The following is a 24,241-nucleotide window of genomic DNA, read 5'->3' as shown; positions in this document are numbered from 1 at the left end:
GGCCAGGTGAAGGTGTCACCCCTATCGGCAGTCGGCGCGGGTCTTGACTTCCCGCCAAGGTTCGTGCGCTCTTGGCATGATCACATACCTCTGAAACTTAATAATTTTATCTTGCAGCATTGGCAGCGCGCTTGTTTGCCTTTCCTCGTTTCACTAGACAGTCTCTATGGCACGGATCAATCTCAAGAAGTTTATCGCTGAACATTACAAGGGTGGCGTCACTGCGCGGGACGTCATCCGCGAAGGTGTAACAAATTCTATCCACGCCGGCGCAAAGTCCATTTCAGTTGATCTCTGGTTTGAGAAGCAATCCGGACTGTTCGGCGACGAAGAGCGTAAAGTCCTCGACAAGATTACTATCTCCGACGACGGAGAAGGTTTCACGCAGGACAATCTCAACTACTTTGACGAGATTTGCACCGGCCACAAAGACGATATCGGCGGTAAGGGTGTTGGTCGCCTTGCGTTTCTCAAGTATGCCAATCGGGTCGACATCCGAAGCCAGCTTTCGACACATTTAGTCGAATTTCGTTACACACCTGACTTCACACTGGAAGACGTCAAGCGAACAACCACATCGGGGTCTCAGGAAACGACGATCACCATCTCCGATCTGAAGGAGAAGATTAACACGCAGGTCGCTAAGCTCGTCAACTCGATGTGCGACGACTTGCGGCTCCTGCTGTTCGTGAAGAAACAGGCCGGCCAGATCATATCGATCAAGTTCACCCACAACTCCAAGCAGCCGTTCGCCGAGGATTTCGTATTTTCAGGCGAGCAAATCGAGGCATTGAGGACGAAAACCTTCGAGGTCAACGGTGAGATTTTCGATTGTTATCTTTTTCGGGAAGATGCACCTCGAAAAGGCATCATCGCAATGCTGTGCGCCGACGAACTTTGCGTAGAGGAATACCAGATTAGCAAGCGGTTCGACGTCTGCCGCTATCTGATTTCTATAACTTCGACTTATCTGAATCGAAGCTCCAATATCGAACGCCAGAAGCTGGAGTTACCTAAGACTGATGCAGATACCGATCTAGTATCGCCACTTAGCCGCGAAAAACTCATCCCGCGGATCCACGACGAATGCCTGGCCATGATCAACGAGGCGGCGGAAGGTGATATAGGCGCGTTCAAACTCGCCAACATTAACAAGCTGAAGAAATACTACCCGTTCATCACGATTGACGCAACGAACGGGAACGCCGCCATGCTGGACGCGGACGAGATCGTAAAGACCTACAGAGCGCAGCAAGCGAGACGCGAAGACCAACTCGTCGAGGCGATGGAAGAAGGCCGAAAAGTCAATTTCGATGATATCTCCCACCTCGCCAGTGACGACTTGGCGCGCTTCATCATTCATCGCGCGTTGCTGATCGATTCACTTTCCAAAATGCCCCGTGAATCGGCAGAAGACGTCCTCCATAATGCCATCCTGCGCAAGAACAGCGACGGAAGCGATATCCGCGAGAATAACGTTTGGATCGTGGACGATAAATTCCTGTCGTACAGTAGCATTTACAGTGATGAGACCTTGGCGAAGATCGTCCGTGAAGTTGGCGCGGAGACAGAATCTAAACAGCAGCGCAAGCCTGACGTTGCGGCGTTTTTTTCTAAGAACAGTGAAGGCCATCCCAATAAGCTGGTCATCATCGAATTCAAGAAGCCCGGAGCAGATATATTTGAGAACAATAAGGCGCTCCTTCAATGCCGCTTGTATGCGTCTGAACTCGTTGACCGGATCGACACTGTACGGGAAGTCTTTGCATTCTCTATTGTTGAGATTGACGACGAATTTTACAAGGACATGAAGAGAACTGGCTTTAAAGACGTGTTCTCATTGAGCGAGCGAGTTGTCTATGATGATTTCGTTATCGGATCATCGGACAGTATTCCGCTTCATCTGTATGTTATGCCCGCCTCATCGTTGATTGCCGACGCAAAGGCGCGAAATCTGGTCTTCGAAGAGGTGCTGCGGTTCAGTGTGGCGCATAGACCGTCTGCGGAGGAGAAGTCGTCGTAGAACCGGCTGGGGTCCTTGGACGCACCACTTTGCAAGGTAGCTCCAGCCCCTCAATCTGCCTTCATGGACGGGCGAAGAGGATAAATTGATTAGCCGGGCGAAGCGCCCAACGCGGAAGCTAGCCACCAAACAGGATCGTCACCTCCACCAGCACGGCGCCGATCGGCGCCATGCTGCGGCCCGTTTGACGTCATGCGAAGGCTTCACTCAGCCGCGAATTTCACCGTCACGCCGCGTTGCCGAAAGTATGCCTGCATGAGCTTCCTGCCAGAACGGTTGTTCTGCACGAGCCTAGCCGGGTCGAATACGGCTTCTTTCAAACCCGCCCGCGTCAACGCTGCCTTGAGGGTCGCAATATGCACGTCAATGTCGGCATTGTCCGCCTGAAGCGATTCATAAATGCGGTTTGTTGCATCTGCTACGGTCGGTTCGCTCACGACTACACTCCTGTTATTGCGTGGCTGGCGCTCGCCACATTCGTCGGCTTGACCCTATTGTGAAGAAAAATGCCGACGTCAATGGGTGACGATGGATTGGAGCATCGCGTCCGCTTTCGAAAATGCGGCACCAGAAGCAGACCAGGAACGAGTGCTCGTATTTCAAGACGTTCACGCAAAACGCGGCGAGCGCTTCGGCGTCGCGGGCTATGTGAGCAAGCTTCATGTGGCTGTCCTGGTGAGAAGGCAACCCTATAGATTGATAGAAAACAAGAGAGTCTGCTGTGCTCCGACAGGGGTCTTGTGGCCTAACCTGCGGGTCGTTCCAGTCTCTCAATCTTATCCGCCGAGCGCGATCGTGACGGCTACCAGAACGGCGCCGATCGCTGCCATGGCGAAAGCCATCGGCCAGGGGCTGCGGCCCATGTAGCGGCCGAGCCGTGCGCCGATGACGAAGAGCATGACGAGCGCGATGCCGTTTGAAGCGCGCATCGCCAGGGCAACATCATCGGTCAGAAGAAACGGGATGCTGGGCGGCAAGGTCGAGGTGACGACCAGCAGGAAGATGGCGAACGCCGCCTTGAAATCGCGGCCGGTGATAGCCCTGTGCCGGGGATCGGAGCCAAGCGCCCTCACCCGCAAAAGCAAGGCCTCGGTCTCCTTGGGCGAGGAAACACGGCGCACGTCATCCGGCAGGTTTTCCAGAAACATCTCTCGCGCGCGCTCAAGCGGCTCGCGCCTGAGCGCATCGATGAAGCCACGGCGGCGCGTCCGCTCGACCACGGTCGTCAGCATATACATGACGCCGTCGACGATGCCCCAGGCGATGTTGCAGCCGAAGGCGGCGGCAAGCACCGCATTGACCCCACCTTCGCCACCCGTGACCGTGCTCATCGTTCCGGTGAAGGACAACGCCATCAGCAGGCCGAAGATGATCTCCGACAGGCGATCGATGGGGTCGAGGACTGCACGCGATTGACCGCTCAAGGCCGCTCCTTCCGCGATACGGGCGCGGAGAAAACCGTGGCCGGCTGCGATCGGGGGCAGCGCAACGCCAAGCAGTCCCCCCTATTGCGCCTGCAGGTCGGCGAAGGCGTCGCGCACATGGTCGGCGACGGCCAGCACCGGCGCCGGCGCATCGGTGATCACCTGCAGGCCGATATTGTAGTGACCGAGATCCGGCAGGCCGTCGCGCTCGCCAAGCTGCACCATTTCTCCCTGGACGAGATAACGCGGCAGCGGCGCGATCGCGAGGCCGGCAAGCACGGCGGCACGCTGGCCGGTGGTATAGGCGCTGAGGAAAGCGATGCGGAACTTGCGGCCCGCGCGCGCGAGCTTTTCCACCGCATCCGCCCGCCAGACGCAGCCATCCTCCCACATCGAGACCGGCAGAGGATCCTTCAGATGGGCATTGCCGCATTTGGCGCCGGCCCAGACGAGCTTCTCCTGCATCAGGATTTCGCCGTTTTTCGGCGTTCCCTCGGTCAGGCTGTTGAAGATGGCGATGTCGAGCCGATGCTCGTCGACCTTCTTGCGCATGGCGTTGCTCATGCCGATCGACACGTCGACGGTCACGTTCGGATAGGAATCGCCGAAGCGCTTCAAAACCTCAGGCAGGATGCGCTCGCCGACATCCTCCGGCGCCCCGACGCGCACGACGCCGTTCATATCCGGCAGCAGGAAGCGCGATACCGTTTCATTGTTGAGCGACAGCAGCCGGCGGGCAAAGCCGAGCAGCATCTCCCCCTTCGGCGTCAAGGTGACCGAGCGCGCGTCACGCAGGAAGAGCGTGCATCCGAGCATCTCCTCGAGCTTCTTGATCTGCATCGAGACGGCGGACGGCGTGCGATAGACGGTCTCGGCGGCCGTGGTGAAGTTGCCGGTCTCGGCAATGGCGATGAATGTCTTCAGTACATCCATTTCGAGAAGCGGAAGCGCATGGCGCATCAGCATGTTCATGGCGACATCCTCATTCAAAAAAACTGAAAGATTAGTTCACTTCATTTCGTTTGATTGAACATCAGCAATGACCGATAGTCAAGCTCAAGGACGACGAAGGAAGGAGAAGCCCATGTCCGCCGCCCAGCTCGCAGTCGCCGCTCCCGGGAGTTCCCTGTGTAACAACTCCCTGTCGCAGGCAGTGGTACAAAGTCCGCATCGAAGGAGCAACGACATGGTCCTCAACGCCCTTACCCAAATGATCGCCGTACTCGACGGCGTAGTCCGGCAGCGACGCGAAAAGCAGATCGCACGAAATCGGGTGGAAGCCCGGCGCGAACTTGCGAAACTGCCAAAGCGGGTTCGCGACGACGTGATGTTTGCAGACCCGCTAATCAATCACCATGTTTGATGAATGATATCAAACATATTCGTTGGAATGATAGATCAGGTTGCGTCATAACTACCATCATGGTCGCGACCTGCTGAGACACTCAGAAGGAGCCATGAAATGTCCAATACTCAGTTTTCATCGGCCTCGGAACGGGCATCCTCCCACTCGTCCCTTCCGGGTCTCTTCAACCTGCAGGTTCGTGCCTGGGCAGCGTGGAAGCGCTACCGTCAGGAACGGGCGCTGGAAGACCTGTCCTATGACACGCTGAAGGACATCGGCTTCCCGTCGGTAGACGATGCGGTGCACAAGACCGAGCAATGAATGGTGCTACGGCCTGCCCCCAAAGGCAGGTCGAAGCAGCCGGAACAGTGAAGGGCATCGCCGAGGAGGCGGTGCCCTTGCTCTTTGCAGCGACCACTTCCGCCCGCCATCCTTGCGGAGAACAAGCTTAGGTCACCAGTTGCAGGAGCAGCGACGGCTGACTGAGGAAGCCGCCGGCGACCAGTCCCACAAATCCGAGTGCCAGCGCTCCCACGACGCCGTGCCTCTCCCAGCCAATGTAAGCTCCGACAGCGGTTGCTGCCGTCATCATTGACACGCCCCACAGGATCTTGCACAGCGAGACCAAGCGGCGATTGTCTGTTGCTCCGTCCTACTTCACGCGAAGATCACCTTTCTGAAGTGCCGACAGACTTGCATGTAATACGGAAAACGTTGGCCGCAAGACGTGTGGGATATCCGCAAGGCTGCCCCCGGTTTTCCTGGAACCGATTGTGTTCCCCGCCAGCCCGGCGCCGCCCCTGGCGTCCAGCGTCACTTGTCTCAGACCGACACCGCCTCAGACCGCTCAGAAGGTCGCAATCGGCAAACACAACCTTGGAGCGCAGTTTGTGATTGTTGCGTATCTATGGCGGTTCTTGTCAGATAACGTCAGCGGCGCGGTGAAAACTGTCGCTTTCCTTACAAAGACCTGAAAGCCCGGCGAAATCGCCTTTTGCCGCGCGATGTCGCAATGCGAAATCTCTTTGCGGTCGCTGCTTTCCATGCCAATGTCGCAAACAGACAAGCCGAAGAGTATCTTCCAAGCGACGAATATAGCCGCATCGCCAAGCATGGGAAGCCTCATGAACAAGCCACTGACCAAAAAGCGTTCTCTCGTTTTCTTCCTGGTGCCGAACTTTTCCATGCTGCCCTTTTCGGCGGCGATCGAAACGCTCCGCATCGCCAACCGCATGCTCGGCTACGAGGCCTATACCTGGCGCCTCGCCTCGTCGGACGGCGAAAAGGTCCTGTCGTCGAGCGGCATCGCGCTCGAGGTCAATTCGTCGCTTGCCGACGAGCGCAAGTTTCTCGGCGGCGAGAACCGCCCGTCGATGGTGCTGGTCTGTTCCGGCATCTATGTCGAGGACTTCAACAACAAGTCGGTCAATGCCTGGCTGCGCGAGGTCTATAACCGCGGCGTCGCCGTCGGCAGCCTCTGTACGGGCGCCCATGTGCTGGCGTCCGCCGGCCTGCTGACGGGCAAGCGCTGCGCCATCCACTGGGAAAACCTGCCGGGCTTTTCCGAGGCGTTCCCGCAGGCCGAGGTCTATGCCGACCTCTACGAGATCGACAGCAACATCTACACCTGCGCCGGTGGCACCGCCTCGCTCGACATGATGCTGAACCTGATCGACCAGGATTTCGGCGAGAACCTCGTCAACCGCGTCTGCGAACAGGCACTGACCGACCGCGTGCGCGGACCGCATGACCGCCAGCGTCTGCCGCTTCGGGCCCGCCTCGGCGTGCAGAATGCCAAGGTGCTGTCTATCATCGAGCTGATGGAGGCCAATCTAGCCGAGCCGCTGTCGCTTCTGGAAATCGCCGAGGGCGCGGATCTTTCGCGCCGCCAGATCGAGCGGCTGTTCCGGCAGGAAATGGGCCGGTCACCCGCCCGCTACTATCTGGAGATCCGCCTCGACCGCGCCCGGCACCTCTTGATCCAGTCGTCGATGCCGGTGGTCGAAGTGGCCGTTGCCTGCGGCTTCGTCTCCGCCTCGCACTTCTCCAAGTGTTATCGCGAACTCTACAACCGCTCGCCGCAGCAGGAGCGCGCCGACCGCAAGCTGACGCTGCAGATGGCGCGGTAGAGGCATAGCCAGCGACAGACAAGCGAATGGAGGGTGGAGTTTTCCGCCCTCCTTTCGTTTTGCCGATCGCTCAAGCTTTGAGCGTTCCCGGTCGCCAGAGGAAGCCAGCGCTGCGATAGAAGGTCTTGCACCGGCTGCCGTAGTGGCCCGCCGGCCGACGGCCGATCGATGGCGGCCGGGGCGACGATGGCGCCGAACGTCAGTTGCAGGCGCGCACGCAGCAACTTACGGGTTTTTTTTACGGAAATACAACCAGTGCACGTTAAAGCTCCCCGTCTATTGCGTGGAGTTTTCAATATGAATGACTTTTCTCAAGCTCGTATTTTCCTGATTGCGGGAACGATCGTTTCCTACGGCCTGATCTTTTTCATGACATCCCTCACCGGCTTTCAGGTGAGCGTTGAAGGTGGGCTGGACATCGTTCCGATTGCCGCACTGGTGTTCTTTCTGGCGAGCGCTCTTGCCACGTGTTTCAATTTTCTCACGCTTCGATCAATGATCGAATGCTGCGGATGCGGCCTGCTCCTGGTCGTCCCGATCACGATTTCAACCTACTTGTCCACGTGGCTGAATTTCCCCTTGGCGGACAATCAGCTCTCCAGGTGGGACAAGTGGCTTGGGGTCAATTGGACCGCGATGATGGGATGGATCGATCAGCACCCGCTTCTCTCCGAGGCGCTGAACAAGGCCTATCGATCTTTCGGCTACCAGCTCTTGCTCTGCCCGGCCCTGCTGGCGTTGGCCGGCCATCACGGCAGAGCCTATCAGATGGTCGCCACCTACGGGCTCCTGTGCTTTCTATCAAGCGCCATCTCCATCTTCTTCCCGGCGCTTGGAACCTATTCCTACTACCAGTTCGACGCGAGCAGCCTGCAGAACATCGACCCGACCTATGGATACTTCTTCCTTGAGCAGTTCCACGCGGTGCGAAACGATCCCGATTTCATCTGGCGACTGGAAGACAGCGCGGGCATTCTGACCTTTCCGTCAGTGCACGCTGCGGTCGCGGCACTCTGCGCATGGGCGCTGTGGCCCATGCGTATCCTGCGCTATCCCGCGCTCGCTCTGAACCTCGCCATGGGTTTCTCGGCGATACCGGGGGCAAACCACTACGTCGTCGACGTCATCGCCGGGGTCGTGGTCGCTCTGGCTGCCATCGGTTTCGTTACATTCGCGACGGGCTCCTCGCGTCAGAAGTCCCTTGCCCGCCCCGCGCCCGTTGGTTCCGTGCTCGTCCGCTCGCGATCATGACCGCTTCGCGATGTCGCCACGGCTCTGGCTGAGGCGGCGGCGCCCCCTTGCGCACAACGCGCATTTGGGTTGAATGGCGGACACTTCAGCAAAGCAGGAGCAAGACATATGGCGCCGGTCGAGATCAATCCTGCCAAGGTCCATGAATTCAAGGATTTCAAGAGTTTCTACGACTGGCTCGCCGTCCACCATCAGGCCGAAGACGAGGTCTGGATCAAGACCCACAAGACCGGCTCCGGCCTTGCCTCGATCACGCCGAAGGAAGCGATCGACGTGGTGCTCTGCTGGGGCTGGATCGACGGCTTGCGCAAGGCGTTCGACGAGAAGAGCTTTCTGCAGCGCTACACGCCGCGCGGCAAGAAGAGCATCTGGAGCCAGATCAACGTCGACAATGTCGCGCGACTGATTGCGGAAGGCCGCATGACCGAGCACGGGCTGCGCCAGGTGGAGGCTGCCAAGGCTGATGGCCGCTGGGACCGGGCCTATGGCAGCGGCAAGGACATGAAAATCCCGGACGATCTGCAGGCGGCCATCGACGCCGTACCCGAGGCCCGCGAAATGCTCGCCAGGCTCAGCGCCCAGAACCGCTTTGCGCTTGCCTTCCGCACCCACAACATGAAGACCGAGGCGGGTCGCAAAAAGAAGATCGAGACCTTCGTCGACATGCTGAAACGCGGCGAGACGATCTATCCGCAGGGGAAAAAGTGAAGCGGCTTCCCGTCCTTCCTGCGCCGCGGCAGCGGCCAAAGCAGACGCCGGCGATGCCTATCCCTCACCGTGAAAAGCCCGTTCGAGCGCGGCAATATCGAGCTTGATCATCCCGAGCATCGCCTCCGTCGCGCGTTTGGCACGCTCGCGGTCGGAATGGGCGATCATGTCGCCGAGCACCCTGGGGGCGATCTGCCAGCAAAGGCCCCAGCGATCCCGGATCCAGCCGCATTGCTCGACCTCCCCGCCATTGTCGCTGATTGCGCTCCAAAGCCGGTCGATCTCTTCCTGGGTGTCGCATTGGATCATGATCGAGAAGGCATGGTTGAACGGATCGAGCGGCCCGGCTTCGAGCGCCATGAACTCTTGCTTGCCAAGCGTGAACTCGATGACCTGCACGCTGCCGGGCGGGCCGCTCGGGCTCTCCGCCGGCAACGTGGTGATGCGGGTGATCGCCGAATTGGGAACAAGCGAGACATAGAAGTCGACGGCTGCGCGCGCCTCCTTCGCAAACCAGAGATTTGAAACAACATTCGTCATCTGTCGGCTCCTCCTTTTCGTGCTGGACGATGCCCAGCGACCCAAGGACGTTCGACTTTGTCGCAAACCGACAATGCGGGCGATCTTTCTCATGCCGCTGCCGCCCGGCCGCGCAAGCGCCTCGCCTTGTCATATTTGAGGGCGAAGCTGAATTCACCTTGGATATTGGTGATCGGCAGGCCGTCGTCGCGCCTCAAGAGAGATCACCTAAGATGCCAGCGCGTCCAGCAGCGCCAACTCGGAAATGACCCGGTTCCGACCCGCATGTTTCGCCATATAGAGAAACTGGTCGGCGGCGTGCAGGTAGTTTTCGAAGGCTTCTGAGCTTACGATGGTCGCAAGACCGATCGAGACGGTGATCGTCAGCTCCTCGTCGTCGGCGACGATGCGTGACTTTGCCAGCTCCACTCTAAGCGCATCGCAGAAGGCAAAAGCGCGCCGGACGTCGCAACCGTTGAAGAGGATGCCGAACTCCTCGCCGCCGAGACGGGCGAGCAGATGCTCCTCGCCCACCAGCACCGAGAGGCGCTTGGCCACGTGCTTCAGCACGATGTCGCCGATCTCGTGGCCATAGGTATCGTTGAGCCGCTTGAAATGGTCGATGTCGAGCACGGCGATCGCCGTCGGTTCGCCGCGTCTCAGGCACTGGTCGACAAGCCGCGGCCCGGCAACGAAGAAGTGACGGCGGTTGTAGAGATCGGTGAGATAGTCGCTCGCCGCCTGCCGCTGCAGCGTCTGCAAACGCTTCTGGACACCGGCGGCTTGCGCGATCCGGCCGTTGAACTCCGCTTCGAGGAACGGTTTCTGGATGAAATCCGTGCCGCCGGCTTCGAGGAACCGGGCGCCCGCCCGCCGGTCGCCGCTGTCGGAAAGCGCGATCACCGGAAGTGCGCCATCGCCCTGCCGGCGTTCCACCTCGGCAAGCAGCGCGGCACCGGTCATGTCCGCAAGGTCGAGGTCGGTGATAACCAGATCGACCGCCTCGCCGCTGTCGAGCACCTGCAGCGCATCGGCAGCCGACTCCACCTCCAGGACGGAGATCCGCTTTCGCCGGAGGATGCCGGCAAGCTCGCTGCGCGAGGCGTCGTCGGAATCGGCCAGCAGCACGGTCGTCTTGCCATTGGTGAGCGCCCTGTCGACGGCGCCGATCAGCAGGTTGATCGATTCCGGCTGGTGCTTGATGACGCAATCGAGCACGCCGCGCCCAAGGATTTCTTCGCGCGTATGGTCGTTGAAGGCGGCGGTGAAGACGACGGCCGGCACCTGATGGGAAAGGATGAAATCGAGCGCCTCGCAATTGGGCGCGTCAGGCAGGTTGAGATCGAGAACTGCCAGAGAGAAGCTTCCCGGCGCCTCGCCAAGCGCTTCGCGCAGTGCCGCAAGCGAGTTGCAATGGGTGACACGAATGCCGTGTACCGATTCAAGGCCGTATTTCAGCGCCGTCGCGAACATCCGGGAATCTTCGACGAGCAGCATGCGCTTGTCGCTGTGCTTTTGCACAGAATTCACCCGGCCCGGCGTGCGGCGCAATCTCACGTCTCTGCAACCCCTCTCGAGCCGCAGGCGTGCTTCCCGCTAGGGTAACGCTGGCTCCGAATATGATTAAACCCGTCACGACCGCACCGGCCCTTCGGCCGGCGCGATCTGGTGTGACCGGGTTCCCCGCTCCTGTTGCGGCGGATTGAAGACCGATCGGATTGCAATTTCGTTAATGCAGCAACCTGAGCGCGGGAATTCGCGCATCCGACCCCAAATAATTACGGGTTTGTTCTCGGATCAGGCCGAAGCCTTCGCCGGAACCCCAACCTTTTCGCTGAGCGTGCGGATCTTCGTCAGCGTGTCGAGGTTCTGGTTGACGCGGCAGTAGAACTCCTCGTTGACGAAGGGACGAACGACGAAGTCGTTGCCGCCGGCCTTGAGGAACCGCGCCGAGAGCAGCCGGTTGGTGGAGGACGAAACGCCGATGATGCGCAACTGGTGCGGGCCATAGGAGCCGCGAATGCGCCGTGTCAGCTCGAAGCCGTCGATATCGGGCATGTTGTAGTCGGTGATGACGAGGCCGATATCCGGATTGTTCTTGAGGATCTCCAGAGCCGCCGCGCCGTTTTCGGCCGAGCTGGTGCGGAAGTTGTAGCGCTTCAGCTGCGTCGTCAAGAGCGCGCGCGCCGTCGGGCTGTCATCGACGATCAGCACATGGTGCTTGTGGTTGGTGAGGAAGCGGCAGACCGATTCCGCCAGCATGTCGACGGCAAAGACGCTGTCCTTGATGACATAGTCGACGATCTCCTTGGCGAGGATCTTCTCGCGCGTTGATTCCTGGAACGAGCCGGTGAAGACGACCGTCGGCACGCTCATCTCGATCAGATAGTTGAGCGCTTCGCCGTTTTCCGCGCCCGGAAGGTTGATGTTGGAAATCGCGAGCGAGGCGGGAAAGGTTGCATTCTCGACGGCAAACTGCAGGTCGTCATAGTCCCGGCAGACGATCACATCGATATCGAACAGCTCTTTCAGCCGCTTCGAGACCATCGATGAAAAAAGGTTGGAGTCCTCGGCAAGCACGATCCGGTGCTCGGCCAGAGATTCACCGGAATAATACATCCCGGAAACGCCGAAAAATGACATTGAAAGCCCATCAGTAAGAGTGTCCCCCGACAGCCCCGCGCGCTCGTCAGCCACAGTGCTGCAACGGGGGCCATGCTAGAGGAGAAAGGCTTTCGCTGATGTTAATGAGCGACCGGCGAAATAACGACACCCTGTGCCGGCATGAGGCGCTGAAGCAGACGGTCGGCCGCTGCGCCCTCAATGTGTCGGCGCCTGGCCACGCCGCGCCTCCGCCGTCTTGCGGATGACCTCGGCAATCTCCGGATTGCTGCTCGACAGCATCTGGAAGTCCTCCGAAAAGAGCGACAGCAGCGAGACGTCCGTGGCCGCGCTGACGGTCGCCGAGCGCGGCTCGCCCGTGATCAGCGCCATTTCGCCGAAGAAGCTTCCAGGGCCGAGTTCGATCGGCACCGGCGAAGGGGTCGCGATCGAGACGCGTCCCTCGACGATGAAGAACATCTGGTCGCCCGGCTCGCCCTTGCGACAGATGACGGCGCCCGCCGGCACCACGCGCGGCCGGAGCGCCCTGACGATCTCGACGAAGGCGGCCGAGCCGAGCTTCTCAAACAGCGGCACCGCCGCCACCAGCTGCCAGTTGCGCACGAAATCCTGGCGGCGCACCTCCTCGAAGAAGCCGGTGGCAAGAATGCCGGCCCAGAGCGCGAAGATGCCGATGCCGCACATCATCACGAGACCCGCCAGCACCCGGGCGGCAAAGCTTTGCGGGATCACGTCGCCATAGCCGGTGGTCGAGAGCGTCACCACCGCCCACCACATCGCCTGGGGAATGCTGCCGAACTTGTCCGGCTGGATGTCGCGCTCGAGCAGATAGGCAATCAGCGATGCGCCGAAGAGAACGATGCCGAAGACCGAGGTGACGCCGACGAGATTGGGCGCGGCGCGCATCACTACCCGGCCAAGCAGCCGGAAGAAGGTGGAATGGCGCAGCGGCTTCAACAGCCAGATGCCGCAGTAGAGGCTCTGGTCGCGCGGGCCGGCAAGGAGGAACCCTGCAAGCGGAACCACCACCGCAAGAAGATCGATGACGAGTTCGGGCGTGCGGACGCGATCGTCCTTGGCCGGCTGCCGGATCAGCGTATCAACCAGTTGCAGCACATAGACGGCCCAGATGCCGGCGAGCAGAAGCTCCAGCGACAGCTTCACCGCAGCACCGATATCCCGCGCCGTCAGCGCCGCGACCGCAACGAGCCCAGCCGCCGCCAAAAGCCCGTTCAGCGGCGCCGAGATTTTCAGGAAAGGCCGTGCCTTCATTCACGCCCCCAACCGTCCCGCGCCCTGCCGCGATGTCCTTCGGGACATGCAAGCGGCGCAGTAACACCCTGATCTTAAGCACAATTCCATTGATGAATCGACGCTTAAATAGAACATCCCATCGGCAAGGATGTAAGCACTCGGATGTGAACCAGTAAGCTAGTCCAGTTTGCCCTGCACGATTACCCGCTCGAAGTCGGGATCACCTTTGAAGACTTCAAAGTCGTTGTCCGTCTGCAGGCCCCCGTAGGTCTCCGGGTCGTACATCTCTCTCAACAAGCGACGGGTTTCCGCGTTGCGATCCGGGACCAAGTCGACCAACTTGCGTGCCTCCGCAAGCGCATTTCGTCTAGCGCCCGCTGCATCGGCCGATCCTTGCGACGTGAGGTGTTCGTACTTCTGGGCGTAAGCGGTGGCGCGCCACAACAGGACGATCGGGCGATCGGCCAGCCGCATTTCCGGACCTGTGTCCAAGAGATAATTGGCCAGGACAATTGCCTTTTCGTAGCCGAATGGCGCCTTGAGGTAGAGTGCGTCGAGCAGCGCGTCCATGACCAACGCGCTGATTTCGGATTTGTTCGCCCGCGGACTGTGAACGAGATCGACCGCGGTGGAGACGTAACCCGGATAATTGCTGGTCAGCTTGCGGACTTCCGCAAGCCGCATGAGAATTTCGGGATTGGTCGGATCGCTCTGCAACGCCGTGCGCAAGGCATCCTCACTGATTTGCGGGCTCCCTCCTGTGCGCACCAACGCCGACGCCCAGCCCGCGATCTGCATCGGCGACCTGAGGTTTTCGATCGAAAACTGCGCCAGCTTCTTATCTTCATCCGAAGGTTGCGACAGCGTGCCTGGTTGGCGCTGCCGCGTCGCCGTTGGCTCATTGGGAACGACCAACGGGGTCATCGCCGCTTTCTCGAATTCGGCAGCGGCGTGCATATTGACCCCTTCAACCCCAAGGAACATCAAAGTTAGACGCGTCCGGGTCTGCAGGTACCCGAGGATAAGCGCCAGGATAAGACAGCCGACAATCAAAGAAAAAAAGAACGCAGCCGCCGGGTCCGTGCAGGGCTGTTGGCGCGGCGGGCACGCGTCGGTCCCGTTGCCAAAGGCAAATGCAGCCAGCACGTCCGAGGCATATTTTATGTAGTAGATGAGCTTGTCGAACTGTACGAGGCCGAGGCCGATTATGATTTTCGTCAGCCAATCGGAAATCTCCTCCAAACTTGTGTTGGTGTAGAAGAGCTTCTTCGATGAGCGATCGATATCGTCGCGTGCACCAGCTATCTTGTCTGTGCCCCTTTGCAGCAACTTGGGAATGCCGAACAGGAAGCCGATTGCATAGCCGGCGCACGATGCAGCAAAGACTGCAGCGCCTGACGTTGCCAACGCCCTCAGAAACAGACCGGTGGCGGTCGACGTCTCATTGCCTGTCAGGCTGTGGGAGAGCGCGATCAGCACGATGATTGCCGCCACGCCGATCGCGACCTTCTGGACCGATTTCTCGGCCAGCTTGATCGCCTGCAGGATGGCTTCGCGAGCTCGGGAGAGCTCGTCCTTCAAGTTATCGGAATTCGACAATCGCCCCTCCCCGCAAGCTCACCCCACCTGGACGGCGGAACTTGCGCAACACGCAGCCCCCCTCGGAGCCGACGCTCGTCGCGTCGCTCAAGTCACTCGCAGTCCTCACAGAAAGAGCTCACCGCAGCGCCCCGCCAAGCGGGAGTATCGACATCGTTTCCTGCGATTTTATACTATAGATTGAATTAGGATAACAACATAAAAACACATATACACCGGAACACAACCATTTTCAGACCACCCTGCAGCGCGCCGGGCGTTTTCTTTGACACCCTTCCACCATCCAGCGTTGCTGGACCATGCCGGAGTTCCTTTCCGGGCAGACGCGTCCCTCTAATAGCGCGTGTCGTCCGGTACGCCGCCAGCCTCTCGCACCCGATCCTCCTCAAATTGTTCCGCGCCTTCCACGGGTATGAGCCATGGCTCGCGCCGCTTGACCCAGAGTTCGTAGCTCGGCGCAAGCGACGTCGGGGCCTCGGAGAGGATGCCGAGCTTCACTTCCGCTTCCCGCTCATCGACCGAAAACACCCGCGAGCCGCACCCCGGGCAGAAGCACCGCCCCTGAAACTCCGCAGTTTCGCCCCGACGCTCGAACTGGCCAGCGGGCCAGATGCCATAGAAGGTAAAGGCAGAGCCGCTTTCCTTGCGGCAATCCATGCAGTGGCAAATGCCAACCCGCAGCGGTTCACCGCGGACCGAAACCTGCACCCGGCCGCAAAGGCATTTTCCCGTCAAGATCGACATCGCTCCCATCCTCGCTTGCACATGCTGAATCGGCAAAACGACGAACGCGGGCGTTGGGTTCCGCTGCGGGTTCCGTGACCAATACCCGTGGCGCGCTTCCTTCGGCACACGGTCGCGCCACAGGGCGCCCAAAGTGCACATTGTCCGCCGGTGCAGTTTCGTCGGAACCTTTGGCCGTCCCACGTCTTCTGCTGGTATTCCAAATGGAGGTTATGAACCATGGCCCATGCCGATGAACAGGAGATCATCGATCTCGAGCAGGAATTCTGGCGAACCATTCTGGAGAAGGATACCGAGGCGTCGGTGGCGATGCTGCCGGAGCGGTCGATCGTCGTGGGGGCGCAAGGGGCGGCGGTGCTGACCCCCGACGACTATCGCCGGATGTCCGAACAGGCCGAAGAATCGTGGAAACTCAAATCGTTCCGCCTCGACGACGTCAGCGTCCTCTTCCCGAACGACGACGTCGCCGTCATCGCCTACACGGTGACGGAAGAGATGGAGGTCGAGGGCGAGCCTTTGACGATCAAGGCGGCCGATGCCACCACCTGGGTCCGCAAAGATGGTGGGTGGCTGGCTTCGCTGCATACGGAATCGGTACTAGGCGATCCCTTCGGTCGCGACCGCAAGGCGGCATAGCACGCGCAGGCGCGCGCAAACGGCCGCGAGGAGCGGCGCGTCGATTTTCTGCCGCATCGCCAGACGCGTCGCGGTGGCGTGACCGGCGGCCGGGCCGCTCTTTGCCCGTCAGATCGGCGCAGACAACCCCCTGCCCCACCGGCGATTTTCGGTGTAGGATGCAATCATGAGTGAAGCCCAGCCTCTCTTCGACATGCTGCGCCAAGCCGTGCAGCCTGAAATCACCGGCGTATTGGAGCAATTTGTCCGGGAAGCGCCGGACCGCAAGCTCGGCCGCATCAATGCGCTCGCCTTTGCCGCCGAGCATCGGCTCGACGAAGAAAAGGTCATCGCCGCCTTCCTGCATGCCTCACGGCTCGGCCTCTTCGAGATGTCGTGGAATGTGCTTTGCCCCGGCTGCGGCGGTGTGCTTGATTCCAATACCTCGCTGAAGACCGTGCAGAGCGATACCTATACCTGCTCGCTTTGCGCCGCCGGCTATGAGCCGACGCTGGACGAGATGGTGGAGGTCACCTTCACCGTGAGCCCGCGCGTCAGGCACATCGAGGCCCACAACCCGCACGAGCTGCCGCCGTTTGAATATTTCCGGCAGGTCTATTGGGGCTCTGGCATCGAGCTGCCGGAAGAGGACTACGAGGCCCGGATCGATGATTTCGTGCTGGAGGCGCTGGAACTGCCGCCCGGCGAAAAGGCTGTCATCTCGCTGCAATTGCCGGCGGAATTCATCATCGTCTTCGAGCCGGTGACCCACGCGGCGCAGTTCATCGACGTCAAGGGCGAGCCGACCAAGGAGCGGCGCACCCTGTCTCTGGTCTTTGACCGCGGCCACCGCCACGACGACGCGCTGACCATGCAGCCGGGGCCCTTACGCATCCAGGTGGAAAACCACACGGATGTGCGTACCCTGCCCTCCGTCTGCGTCGCCAACGACACGCTGCACGAAATTCTCGGTCGGAGGCGGCCGTTTCTCACCGCCAAGCGGCTGCTTTCCAACCAGACCTTCCGCGACATTTACCGCGCTGACACGATCGACGTGGACCAGCGGCTGAAGATCACCAGCCTCACCTTCCTGTTCACCGATCTGCGCGGCTCGACCGAGCTTTATGAGCGGGTCGGCGATCTCGCCGCCTTCGATCTGGTAAAAACCCATTTCAGCGTCGTCAACGAGATCGTCGCGGCCGAAGCCGGCGCGGTGGTGAAAACGATCGGCGATGCGGTCATGGCGACCTTCCCGACCCCGGATCGGGCGGTTGCCGCCGCCATGCGCATGCGCGACGCGATGCGCGATCTGAACGAGGCGCGCGGTGCGGAAGACCTGCTCTTGAAGATCGGCATTCACGAAGGTCCGTGCATCGCCGTCAACCTCAACGAACGCCAGGATTATTTCGGCCAGACGGTCAACATCGCCTCGCGCGTCCAGCATCTCGCCACCTCGCGCGAAATCTTCGCCACCAGTGCCGTGCTCGAGGACCCGCGCGCATCGAGCCTTTTGACCAACCGCGGCCTCAACCCGCAGTCACACAATGTAGCACTGCGCGGCATCACCAACGAGATCAGCATCTTTTCGATCCCTTGAGCCCGCTGACTAACTGCCGACGGGACATGAGAGGCCCGCCAGCCGCAGTTGGCGGGTCGAGCGCTGGAACAGACGCGCGCCCAGCTCGGCCTCCGGCCGCGCTATCCGGCGGCTCACCGTGGTTTTGAGCAGTCCTATGCGGCGTGCGGCCGCGTTGATCCCCTGGCCTCGGCCACCTGCGAGAAGGTGGCCATGGGCGCCCTCCGCGAACCAGCGTCGATCAGCCCAAAGACGCTGGCGCCAGCGCCGCCATGGCCGCGCCGATCGCCGCCGCCGTCTCGACGCCGTTCCTTTCGCGCCGGCCGCCACGGATAGTGTCGATCACGGCGCGAAGCGGCGGCGCCATCTGCCGTTGGGCCGGATAGCAGAGGTAGTAGCCGGGGAAGGGAGCGGACCAGGTCTCGAGCAGCGCGACAAGGCGGCCTTCAGCGACGTGAGGCGCGATCAGCTGCTGGCTGGCGAATGCGACGCCGACTCCGTCGACCGCCGCCTGCACCCCGAAGTCCTTCATGTTGGAGATCAGGGGCCCGTCGATGGCGACCTCGAACCACTTGCCGTTTTCCATGAACTCCCATTTGTATGGCGTCTTCTGGCCCGGCCATCGCCAGCCGATGCAGCGATGGGCGAGAAGGTCGCGCGGATGGGCCGGCGTCCCGTGCCGGGCGAGATAGTCGGGCGAGGCGACCGCGGTCTGGCGTAGGTCCGGACCGAGTTTCACCGCAATGAGGTCCTTGTCGATCACCTCGCCGAGGCGGATGGCGACGTCATAGCCCTCGGCCACGATGTTCACGACGGCGTCGTCGAGTGTGACGTCGAGCACTACCTGCGGATAGGCGTCGCTGAAAGCACGGAGGATCGGCGTCAGATAGAGGTCCGCCGCCGCCCGGAAGCAGTGCATCCGCACAGTCCCGGCGGGATGGGCGCGGCGCTCGCGGGTCTCGCCCAGCGCCCCCGCCAGCTCCTCGACGGCGGGCTGTACCCGTTCGAACAGCTTGGCCCCCGCCTCGGTCAGGGAGACGCTGCGGGTGGTGCGGTTGAACAAGCTGACCCCGACCCGCTCCTCGAGCGCTCGGACCATCTGGCTGAGCGCCGAGGATGACACACCGAGGCTTTCGGCCGCCCGGCTGAAGTTCAGCGAACCGGCGACGGCCACGAAGGCGCGGAGCTGGTTGAAGTCTCCGGCAGACAAAAGGGAAGATTTCATGATCGCCTTCGATTGCTTAGCTCAGCTTATAAGGTTGATTAGTGCACGCAGATTAAACATTGCCGCCTCCATCTTTATAGTCTGCTGGACGCTAGATTTGAAGGGAACCACCATGACGCCGCAGTACACGCCCTCGACAGGAAACATAGATGGATTGGTCGGCTTAGCGAAAACCTACTTCGATGCCGCCTATGCGATGGACGCTGACAAGTTCGCAACCATTTTCGACCCCGCCGCCTTGGTCACCCGGCGCGGCGATGGCAACAGCGTGGTGGTTACCCCTGTTGCCGCCTGGCTCGATGCGGTCCGGAGCCTAGTCTCACCGCAGCATGCCGGCAGCCTGCGCGCAGACCAAATCCTCTCCATCGCCATTACCCATGACATGGCGCTGCTCAAGCTCCGCCTGCGGATCCCGCCCCGCGAGGTGACCGACCTGCTGTCATGCTTTTACCTCAACGGGCGCTGGCAGATCGTCCAGAAGGTGTTCGCCGCCGAGACTCTGGCCTGAAAGCTCTGCCATCGCCCCCCGTCCCGCCAAGCCGAAAACGAGTGCTACTGCATGTCTCCTTAAATCGACCTCGATTTGAGGACGAAGACATGCAGCAAATCAAAGTGCTACAGCGACCTTCGCGCGTCTGATAAGACGCGCGGCGCTGTAGGTCCGCCGCTCAGTTGCGGCGACTTAAAGCGATGGATGGGAATGTCCGCTTTCCACCCAAAACTGCGGCCTTCGATCGGGCTTTCACCCTAGACAACAGGCGGTATCAGCGTCAGCACCTCGCCGTCGTCAGGGATCACCAACTTCGTCAAGGGTATGCCATGGGCGTCGGCGGCGGCGCGCAGTTCGCTCCGGCTGACCGTGGCGTGGTCGAGCGCTTCCATGTGGGTGGCGACGACGAGGCTGTTCTTTGCGGTCTCGCAGACCTTGATCGTCTGCTCGGCGTCCATGACGATAAGGTCACCGTTCCACTTTGCCCCACAGGAGTGGGTGACGACGATATCCGGCCTCATGTCGCCGATCGTCTTTTCCACCGGCGGATAGAAGACCGTGTCGCCGGCCCAATAGACCGTCGGCTCGCCCTTGGCCTCGAGGCTGAAGCCGATGACCGGCCCCATGTCCTGGACCACCGGGCCGAGCCCGTGGCTGCCATCGCGCCGGGTCAGCGTCAGACCCTGCCAGCTCGCGTTGTCCGAGAGCGGCGTCACGTCGCGAAAGCCGGCGGCGCGGATCGCCTGCTCGTCGCCCGGCTGGCAGAAGATCGGCAGGCCCTTCGGCACCCGCTCTTTGGCGGTGTCGTCAAAGTGATCCTCGTGCAGGTGCGAAATGATCACCAGTTCGACGCCGGCGAGGATTGTATCGATGTCAACGAGAAGCTCGACCAGCGGGTTGGGCGAACGTCCGGCAAAGGACGGCAGACTGTGTTTCGGCCCGAGGAAGGGATCGACCAGCACGGTGTGCCCGGCATAGTCGAGCTTCAGGGTTGCGTTGCGGATAAGCTGGAGTTTCATGGGAGTCCTCCCTTATCGGAAAGCGGCATTGAACGTTGTGTTGATCGTTGCGCATGCCGCGATGAAAGCAAGCCCTGAAATGCAGCCTGGCGCCGGCAACGGTCGGAAAGATCCAGATTTAGAAATCGCGCGCGCTATCGCCAGACGAAGGGTGGCTTTCACCGCCAACCGCAGTCCCACGGCTGCCCCCGCGCCGTCCGATGGCAGGCAAAGGCGCGGCCGCAGGAATGCGTCGCGGTAATCGTCACCACGGCTTCGGATACCTGGCACCGCAGGACTTCGATGCTGGGGCGGCCTTTGCGCTGGCTGTGCCTTCACCTGAGAGCCGGATGCTCCAGGCGGCTCGCCGCTTCAGCGAGCGGATGGGTGGTACGCTTGGGGATTGCTGCTCGGCAACGGCGCAAAGCCGGTTGCACCATTGCCGATCGATGGAGGGTTACTTGACGACGACGTTGCCGTTGACGATCTCGACGTTCTCGTCACCCTGCAGGCCGATGCGGTCACCGCTCGGCGCGGTGACGAAACAGCCGCTGGGGCAGATCATTTCGGTCGCTCCGGCTGCGATCGCCACTTCCACGCGGCTCTCGCCTTCGACGACGATCAGGACGGCGGTCTCGCCGTCCTTGTTCGTGACGGTCGCGGCAGACGCTGCCGCTGCCGTAAGGACGCCGGTCACCAGCACGCCGGAAAGCAAAGCAATCACAAATTTCTTCATCGCCCATCGGCGCCAGACGCGCCGCCCTCTGCCGGCCCGGCCGCCCCGTCGGTTTCGCGACGCTGCGCCGGCCACCTCTTCAGCCGATGACAACGTAATCGGTCACCAGAAGAATTGCATGCTTTTTATGGCAGGTCGGCTGAATGGGCGCTGAATGCTCCGTTTATCAGCGGTTTGGATTCGCGCGGCGGCTGGCGGCCCGACGATTGCCGGCGTCTTCCGCCTCTCGGTCGTCATCGAGCGGTGCTGCGGACGCGATCTTCCTGTCCGAAGCGGTCGCCTTGGCAGAGGCCCTTGCCTCGGCCGAGGTGGCACCCTTCGGCTCGCCCACCTTCTCCGGCTCGTGGCTTTCGATGCCGGTCTGGTCCTCGACCGGCACGTCCTCGATCTTCACCGGGAACGGCGCGCCGATGCCCTCGTCCCGGAAGCGCTCGTAGATGGAGACCCGCAGGTCGTTGCGCACGCCGCCACCGGTCAGGACGTCGGCGACATAGATCCTGAGCTCGAAGGTCATGCGCTCGTCGCCAAAGGCGGTAAAGCCGACGCTCGGCGACGGGTTTTTCAGCACCATCGGATGGGCGGCGGCGATTTCGGAAAGCAGGTCCATGATCCGACGCGGCTCGCTGGCATAGGTGACGGTGACGGCAATCTCGGAGCGGCCGAGCTTGTTGCGGTGCGTCCAGTTGCCGACCGACGCGTTGATCAACAGCGAGTTCGGCATCATGATCGACTGGTGCTGGAAAGTCTCGATCTCGGTCGCGCGCACCGAGATGCGCTTGACGAAGCCTTCGGTCGTGCCGCTGACGATCCAGTCACCCACCTTGAACGGCCGTTCGACAAGCAGGATCAGCCCCGAGACGAAGTTCGAGACGATGTTCTGCAGGCCGAAACCGACGCCGAGCGAGAGGGCACCGGCGACGAGAGCTAGGTTGGAGAGATCGATGCCCGCCGCCGACAGGCCGATGAGGCCGGCAAGACCGACGCCGATATAGCCGATGCCGGTGCGGATCGAGTTGCGCACGCCGGCGTCGACGCGGCTGCGCGCCATGATGTTGCCGTCGATCCAGCGCTGCACGAAACGGGTGACGACATAGCCGAGCGCAAAGAACAGGATGCCCGCAAGAATTCCGACCAGCGAAATGGTGATCGAGCCGATCTTGATCTCGGTCACGGCGCGGTAGGCCCAGGACTCGATGTCGGCGATCTGGAATCCCCACAGCAGAAGGACCAGCGGGATGAAGAACAGCACCACCAGCACATAGATGCTCAAGCCCGCGGCAAGCCCGACTTGGTCGAGCGCCACCTGTTCCAGATCGTAGCGCCGCTCGAGATAACGCCCGACCGCCGTCTCCGCGAAGGCGTTCTGCTTTGCCACCGCCCGGCCGGTGAGAATGCCGATATACATCGTCACCACGATCGCGCCGGTGATGATCATCTGCGTGGCGATGAAGCGGGCAAGACCGACATAGCCCGATACGGCGGCAATGATCAGCAAGGCACCGGTCGCCAGCAACGCGAACGACACCACCCGCGGCCAGGCGCGGCCATGGGCGTCGAAGGATTCATCCTTCCTGAGCGTCGGCTTTATCCAGGCCGACGCCATGATGATGAGGCCGATGACGATGGAGGCGATGTAGCTCTTGACGACGGTGAGGACCACCGGCGAGCCGAGCGCCTCGCTGACGCCGCCGAAGAGGTAATCAAGACCGTTGACCAGCGCCATGGCGAAGATCGCGACCATCAGCATCCTTGCGCCGCGGTCGGACACCCTGACGAGCCGCCAGCGTGAATCGCGCGGCGACAGCACCGCCTGGGCAAGCCTTGTGATAAAGAACACCACCACCGCCACGCCGAGCGTAATGGCGATGATCGGCGCGATGTCGGAGCGCAGAACGTTGAAGCCACGCAGGAACAGGAAGCTCGAGATCGCAAAGGCGGCCGAGGCGATCGTCGGGATCATCGTCGACCAGAAGGCAACCGAAAGGCGGCGGAAGTAGCTCGGCTCCTCGTCGGTGATGTCATGCTGGATCAGCGGGCGAAAGAGCCTGCGGCTGCCGGCGAGGAACACGAGCGCCGCCAGCAGCGACAGGAACAGCGCCGTCAGTAGCGGTATCCGCTTGTAGTTCCAGGCAAAGCTCAGCCAGCTGGTGACGCTGCGCGTCAGCACACGGGTCTCATCTGCCGTCGCCGACAGGGCATCATTGAACATGTCGCCCGAGACTTCGGTGTTCTTCAGCAGCGTATTGGAAAACAGCGCCCGTCGCGTCGCCGTGATGGTGTTTGAAAGCTTCGTCGCCTGTATCGAGAGGCCCTCTGCCTCGCCGGTCAGCGCGTTGATGGCGCCGCGCTCGGCCATCAGCCGTTTGCGCTCAGCCGTCACGATATCGGCTTCGGGCGGCTGCCCCTCGCCCGGCGGGTCGCCAAGTTCGGTGAGCCGGGCCTTGATCTCGTCAAGACGCGGGCGGGTCGAGACCGAAACGCCGATGATCTGCTTGGCCAGCGCATCGACCTGAACCTTGATGTCGGCAAGCACGATGTCGTCGTCTTTCGCCTTCTCGACGCGCTCGGTCAGCGCCCTCAGCTCCTCGCCGGCCTTGGCAAGCTGTTCGGCCGCCTGGCTCTGGGCCGGCGGCGTGGCATCCGCCGGCACCGCATCCGCAGCCGGCTGGGCCGCATTTACTGCCGGCTGCTGGGTGGCGGTCGCTGCAGGCTCTGCGGCACCGGGTGTCGCCGCGTTGTCTGCGGGCTGAGCGGCCTCCTGCGCCGGCTTGCCGGTCGCAGGCTGTGTAGCGGTCTGGGCCGACTGCGGAGATTGCGCCGATTTCTGCCCGGCCTGCGTCGTTGCCTGTGCCGGCTGCGCCGCCTTCTGGGCCATGACCGGGCCGGTGGCGGCAAGCGCCAGCAGGCAGAGGAGAATGGCGGGCAATTTTCCGACAGAACGCAATTTCATGATCCTTGCAGGTTGAGACCGTGGCCCGGAATC

Annotated in this window: 25 protein-coding genes; 9 read left to right on the top strand and 16 right to left on the bottom strand. The window is 61.3% G+C overall.

From position 1 onward, the window contains the following. The first annotated feature begins 166 nt into the window (after positions 1-166). Positions 167-2,023 (top strand): ATP-binding protein, encoded by a 1,857-nt coding sequence (locus BBX50_RS06720; protein WP_065774543.1) that lies wholly within the window; start codon positions 167-169, stop codon positions 2,021-2,023. Between the two features lie 203 nt (positions 2,024-2,226). Here BBX50_RS06720 and BBX50_RS06715 read toward each other — a convergent pair whose 3' ends face one another. From BBX50_RS06715 to BBX50_RS06705, 3 genes are all read right to left on the bottom strand, one after another. Further along, positions 2,227-2,460, bottom strand: coding sequence for a hypothetical protein (locus BBX50_RS06715; protein WP_065774542.1), 234 nt, complete (start codon positions 2,458-2,460; stop codon positions 2,227-2,229). A gap of 339 nt (positions 2,461-2,799) precedes the next feature. Beyond that, positions 2,800-3,447 carry a VIT1/CCC1 transporter family protein gene (locus BBX50_RS06710; RefSeq protein ID WP_065774541.1) on the bottom strand — a complete coding sequence of 216 codons (648 nt, stop codon included), beginning with the start codon at positions 3,445-3,447 and terminating at the stop codon, positions 2,800-2,802. 81 nt (positions 3,448-3,528) lie between these two features. After that, positions 3,529-4,419, bottom strand: a complete 891-nt coding sequence (locus BBX50_RS06705) for a LysR substrate-binding domain-containing protein (protein ID WP_065774540.1) — start codon at positions 4,417-4,419, stop codon at positions 3,529-3,531. Between the two features lie 112 nt (positions 4,420-4,531). Here BBX50_RS06705 and BBX50_RS30220 point away from each other — a divergent pair, with 112 nt between their 5' ends. Both BBX50_RS30220 and BBX50_RS06695 read left to right on the top strand, forming a co-directional pair. Then, positions 4,532-4,810: a hypothetical protein gene (locus tag BBX50_RS30220; protein WP_065774539.1), complete on the top strand. Its 279-nt coding sequence runs from the start codon at positions 4,532-4,534 to the stop codon at positions 4,808-4,810. Between the two features lie 99 nt (positions 4,811-4,909). Next, on the top strand, positions 4,910-5,113 hold the full coding sequence (locus BBX50_RS06695) for a DUF1127 domain-containing protein (RefSeq protein WP_065774538.1): 204 nt from the start codon (positions 4,910-4,912) through the stop codon (positions 5,111-5,113). 127 nt (positions 5,114-5,240) lie between these two features. Here BBX50_RS06695 and BBX50_RS06690 read toward each other — a convergent pair whose 3' ends face one another. Both BBX50_RS06690 and BBX50_RS06685 read right to left on the bottom strand, forming a co-directional pair. Continuing rightward, positions 5,241-5,384: a hypothetical protein gene (locus tag BBX50_RS06690; protein WP_244513109.1), complete on the bottom strand. Its 144-nt coding sequence runs from the start codon at positions 5,382-5,384 to the stop codon at positions 5,241-5,243. A 255-nt stretch (positions 5,385-5,639) separates the two neighbouring features. After that, positions 5,640-5,906 carry a hypothetical protein gene (locus BBX50_RS06685; protein WP_065774536.1) on the bottom strand — a complete coding sequence of 89 codons (267 nt, stop codon included), beginning with the start codon at positions 5,904-5,906 and terminating at the stop codon, positions 5,640-5,642. A gap of 10 nt (positions 5,907-5,916) precedes the next feature. Here BBX50_RS06685 and BBX50_RS06680 point away from each other — a divergent pair, with 10 nt between their 5' ends. From BBX50_RS06680 to BBX50_RS06670, 3 genes are all read left to right on the top strand, one after another. Then, positions 5,917-6,921, top strand: coding sequence for a GlxA family transcriptional regulator (locus BBX50_RS06680; RefSeq protein ID WP_065774535.1), 1,005 nt, complete (start codon positions 5,917-5,919; stop codon positions 6,919-6,921). A gap of 186 nt (positions 6,922-7,107) precedes the next feature. Continuing rightward, on the top strand, positions 7,108-8,172 hold the full coding sequence (locus BBX50_RS06675) for a phosphatase PAP2 family protein (RefSeq protein ID WP_161490852.1): 1,065 nt from the start codon (positions 7,108-7,110) through the stop codon (positions 8,170-8,172). Between the two features lie 108 nt (positions 8,173-8,280). Then, positions 8,281-8,880 (top strand): YdeI/OmpD-associated family protein, encoded by a 600-nt coding sequence (locus BBX50_RS06670; protein WP_065774533.1) that lies wholly within the window; start codon positions 8,281-8,283, stop codon positions 8,878-8,880. A 57-nt stretch (positions 8,881-8,937) separates the two neighbouring features. On the opposite strand, the gene BBX50_RS06665 is transcribed toward BBX50_RS06670, so the two are convergent. The 6 genes from BBX50_RS06665 to BBX50_RS06640 all read right to left on the bottom strand — a co-directional run bounded on the left by BBX50_RS06665 (position 8,938) and on the right by BBX50_RS06640 (position 15,618). Next, positions 8,938-9,420: a VOC family protein gene (locus BBX50_RS06665; RefSeq protein WP_065774532.1), complete on the bottom strand. Its 483-nt coding sequence runs from the start codon at positions 9,418-9,420 to the stop codon at positions 8,938-8,940. A gap of 207 nt (positions 9,421-9,627) precedes the next feature. Next, positions 9,628-10,920: a diguanylate cyclase gene (locus BBX50_RS06660; RefSeq protein WP_244513108.1), complete on the bottom strand. Its 1,293-nt coding sequence runs from the start codon at positions 10,918-10,920 to the stop codon at positions 9,628-9,630. Between the two features lie 276 nt (positions 10,921-11,196). Beyond that, the gene (locus BBX50_RS06655; protein ID WP_065774531.1) at positions 11,197-12,042 is read right to left on the bottom strand and encodes a response regulator; all 846 of its coding nucleotides are present in this window, start codon (positions 12,040-12,042) and stop codon (positions 11,197-11,199) included. A gap of 177 nt (positions 12,043-12,219) precedes the next feature. Then, positions 12,220-13,293 carry a cyclic nucleotide-gated ion channel gene (locus BBX50_RS06650; protein WP_065774530.1) on the bottom strand — a complete coding sequence of 358 codons (1,074 nt, stop codon included), beginning with the start codon at positions 13,291-13,293 and terminating at the stop codon, positions 12,220-12,222. 159 nt (positions 13,294-13,452) lie between these two features. Then, positions 13,453-14,874, bottom strand: coding sequence for a hypothetical protein (locus BBX50_RS06645; RefSeq protein WP_065774529.1), 1,422 nt, complete (start codon positions 14,872-14,874; stop codon positions 13,453-13,455). 333 nt (positions 14,875-15,207) lie between these two features. Continuing rightward, positions 15,208-15,618 carry a GFA family protein gene (locus BBX50_RS06640; RefSeq protein WP_065774528.1) on the bottom strand — a complete coding sequence of 137 codons (411 nt, stop codon included), beginning with the start codon at positions 15,616-15,618 and terminating at the stop codon, positions 15,208-15,210. Positions 15,619-15,837: 219 nt separating this feature from the next. On the opposite strand from BBX50_RS06640, the gene BBX50_RS06635 reads away from it, so the two are divergent. Next, the gene (locus tag BBX50_RS06635) at positions 15,838-16,254 is read left to right on the top strand and encodes a nuclear transport factor 2 family protein (RefSeq protein WP_065774527.1); all 417 of its coding nucleotides are present in this window, start codon (positions 15,838-15,840) and stop codon (positions 16,252-16,254) included. A 166-nt stretch (positions 16,255-16,420) separates the two neighbouring features. Then, on the top strand, positions 16,421-17,830 hold the full coding sequence (locus BBX50_RS06630; protein WP_065774526.1) for an adenylate/guanylate cyclase domain-containing protein: 1,410 nt from the start codon (positions 16,421-16,423) through the stop codon (positions 17,828-17,830). A gap of 9 nt (positions 17,831-17,839) precedes the next feature. On the opposite strand, the gene BBX50_RS30710 is transcribed toward BBX50_RS06630, so the two are convergent. Both BBX50_RS30710 and BBX50_RS06625 read right to left on the bottom strand, forming a co-directional pair. Further along, positions 17,840-17,947 (bottom strand): LysR family transcriptional regulator, encoded by a 108-nt coding sequence (locus BBX50_RS30710; protein ID WP_244513107.1) that lies wholly within the window; start codon positions 17,945-17,947, stop codon positions 17,840-17,842. A gap of 103 nt (positions 17,948-18,050) precedes the next feature. Further along, positions 18,051-19,034 (bottom strand): LysR family transcriptional regulator, encoded by a 984-nt coding sequence (locus tag BBX50_RS06625; protein WP_083213568.1) that lies wholly within the window; start codon positions 19,032-19,034, stop codon positions 18,051-18,053. Here BBX50_RS06625 and BBX50_RS06620 point away from each other — a divergent pair. Then, complete coding sequence (locus BBX50_RS06620; RefSeq protein WP_244513106.1) at positions 19,033-19,542, top strand: nuclear transport factor 2 family protein; 510 nt, start codon at positions 19,033-19,035, stop codon at positions 19,540-19,542. The genes BBX50_RS06625 and BBX50_RS06620 overlap by 2 nt on opposite strands. A gap of 239 nt (positions 19,543-19,781) precedes the next feature. Here BBX50_RS06620 and BBX50_RS06615 read toward each other — a convergent pair whose 3' ends face one another. The 3 genes from BBX50_RS06615 to BBX50_RS06605 form a co-directional block, all read right to left on the bottom strand. Continuing rightward, positions 19,782-20,543, bottom strand: a complete 762-nt coding sequence (locus BBX50_RS06615; protein WP_065774525.1) for an MBL fold metallo-hydrolase — start codon at positions 20,541-20,543, stop codon at positions 19,782-19,784. Positions 20,544-20,979: 436 nt separating this feature from the next. Continuing rightward, complete coding sequence (locus BBX50_RS06610; protein WP_065774524.1) at positions 20,980-21,258, bottom strand: hypothetical protein; 279 nt, start codon at positions 21,256-21,258, stop codon at positions 20,980-20,982. Positions 21,259-21,424: 166 nt separating this feature from the next. Continuing rightward, complete coding sequence (locus BBX50_RS06605) at positions 21,425-24,133, bottom strand: mechanosensitive ion channel family protein (protein ID WP_139108541.1); 2,709 nt, start codon at positions 24,131-24,133, stop codon at positions 21,425-21,427. Positions 24,134-24,241: the final 108 nt, after the last annotated feature.

Origin of the sequence: Ensifer sp. LC11 (genome assembly GCF_001695835.1) — a bacterium.
Taxonomy (GTDB): Bacteria; Pseudomonadota; Alphaproteobacteria; order Rhizobiales; family Rhizobiaceae; genus Ensifer.
This window is presented reverse-complemented; position numbering and strand designations above follow the sequence as displayed.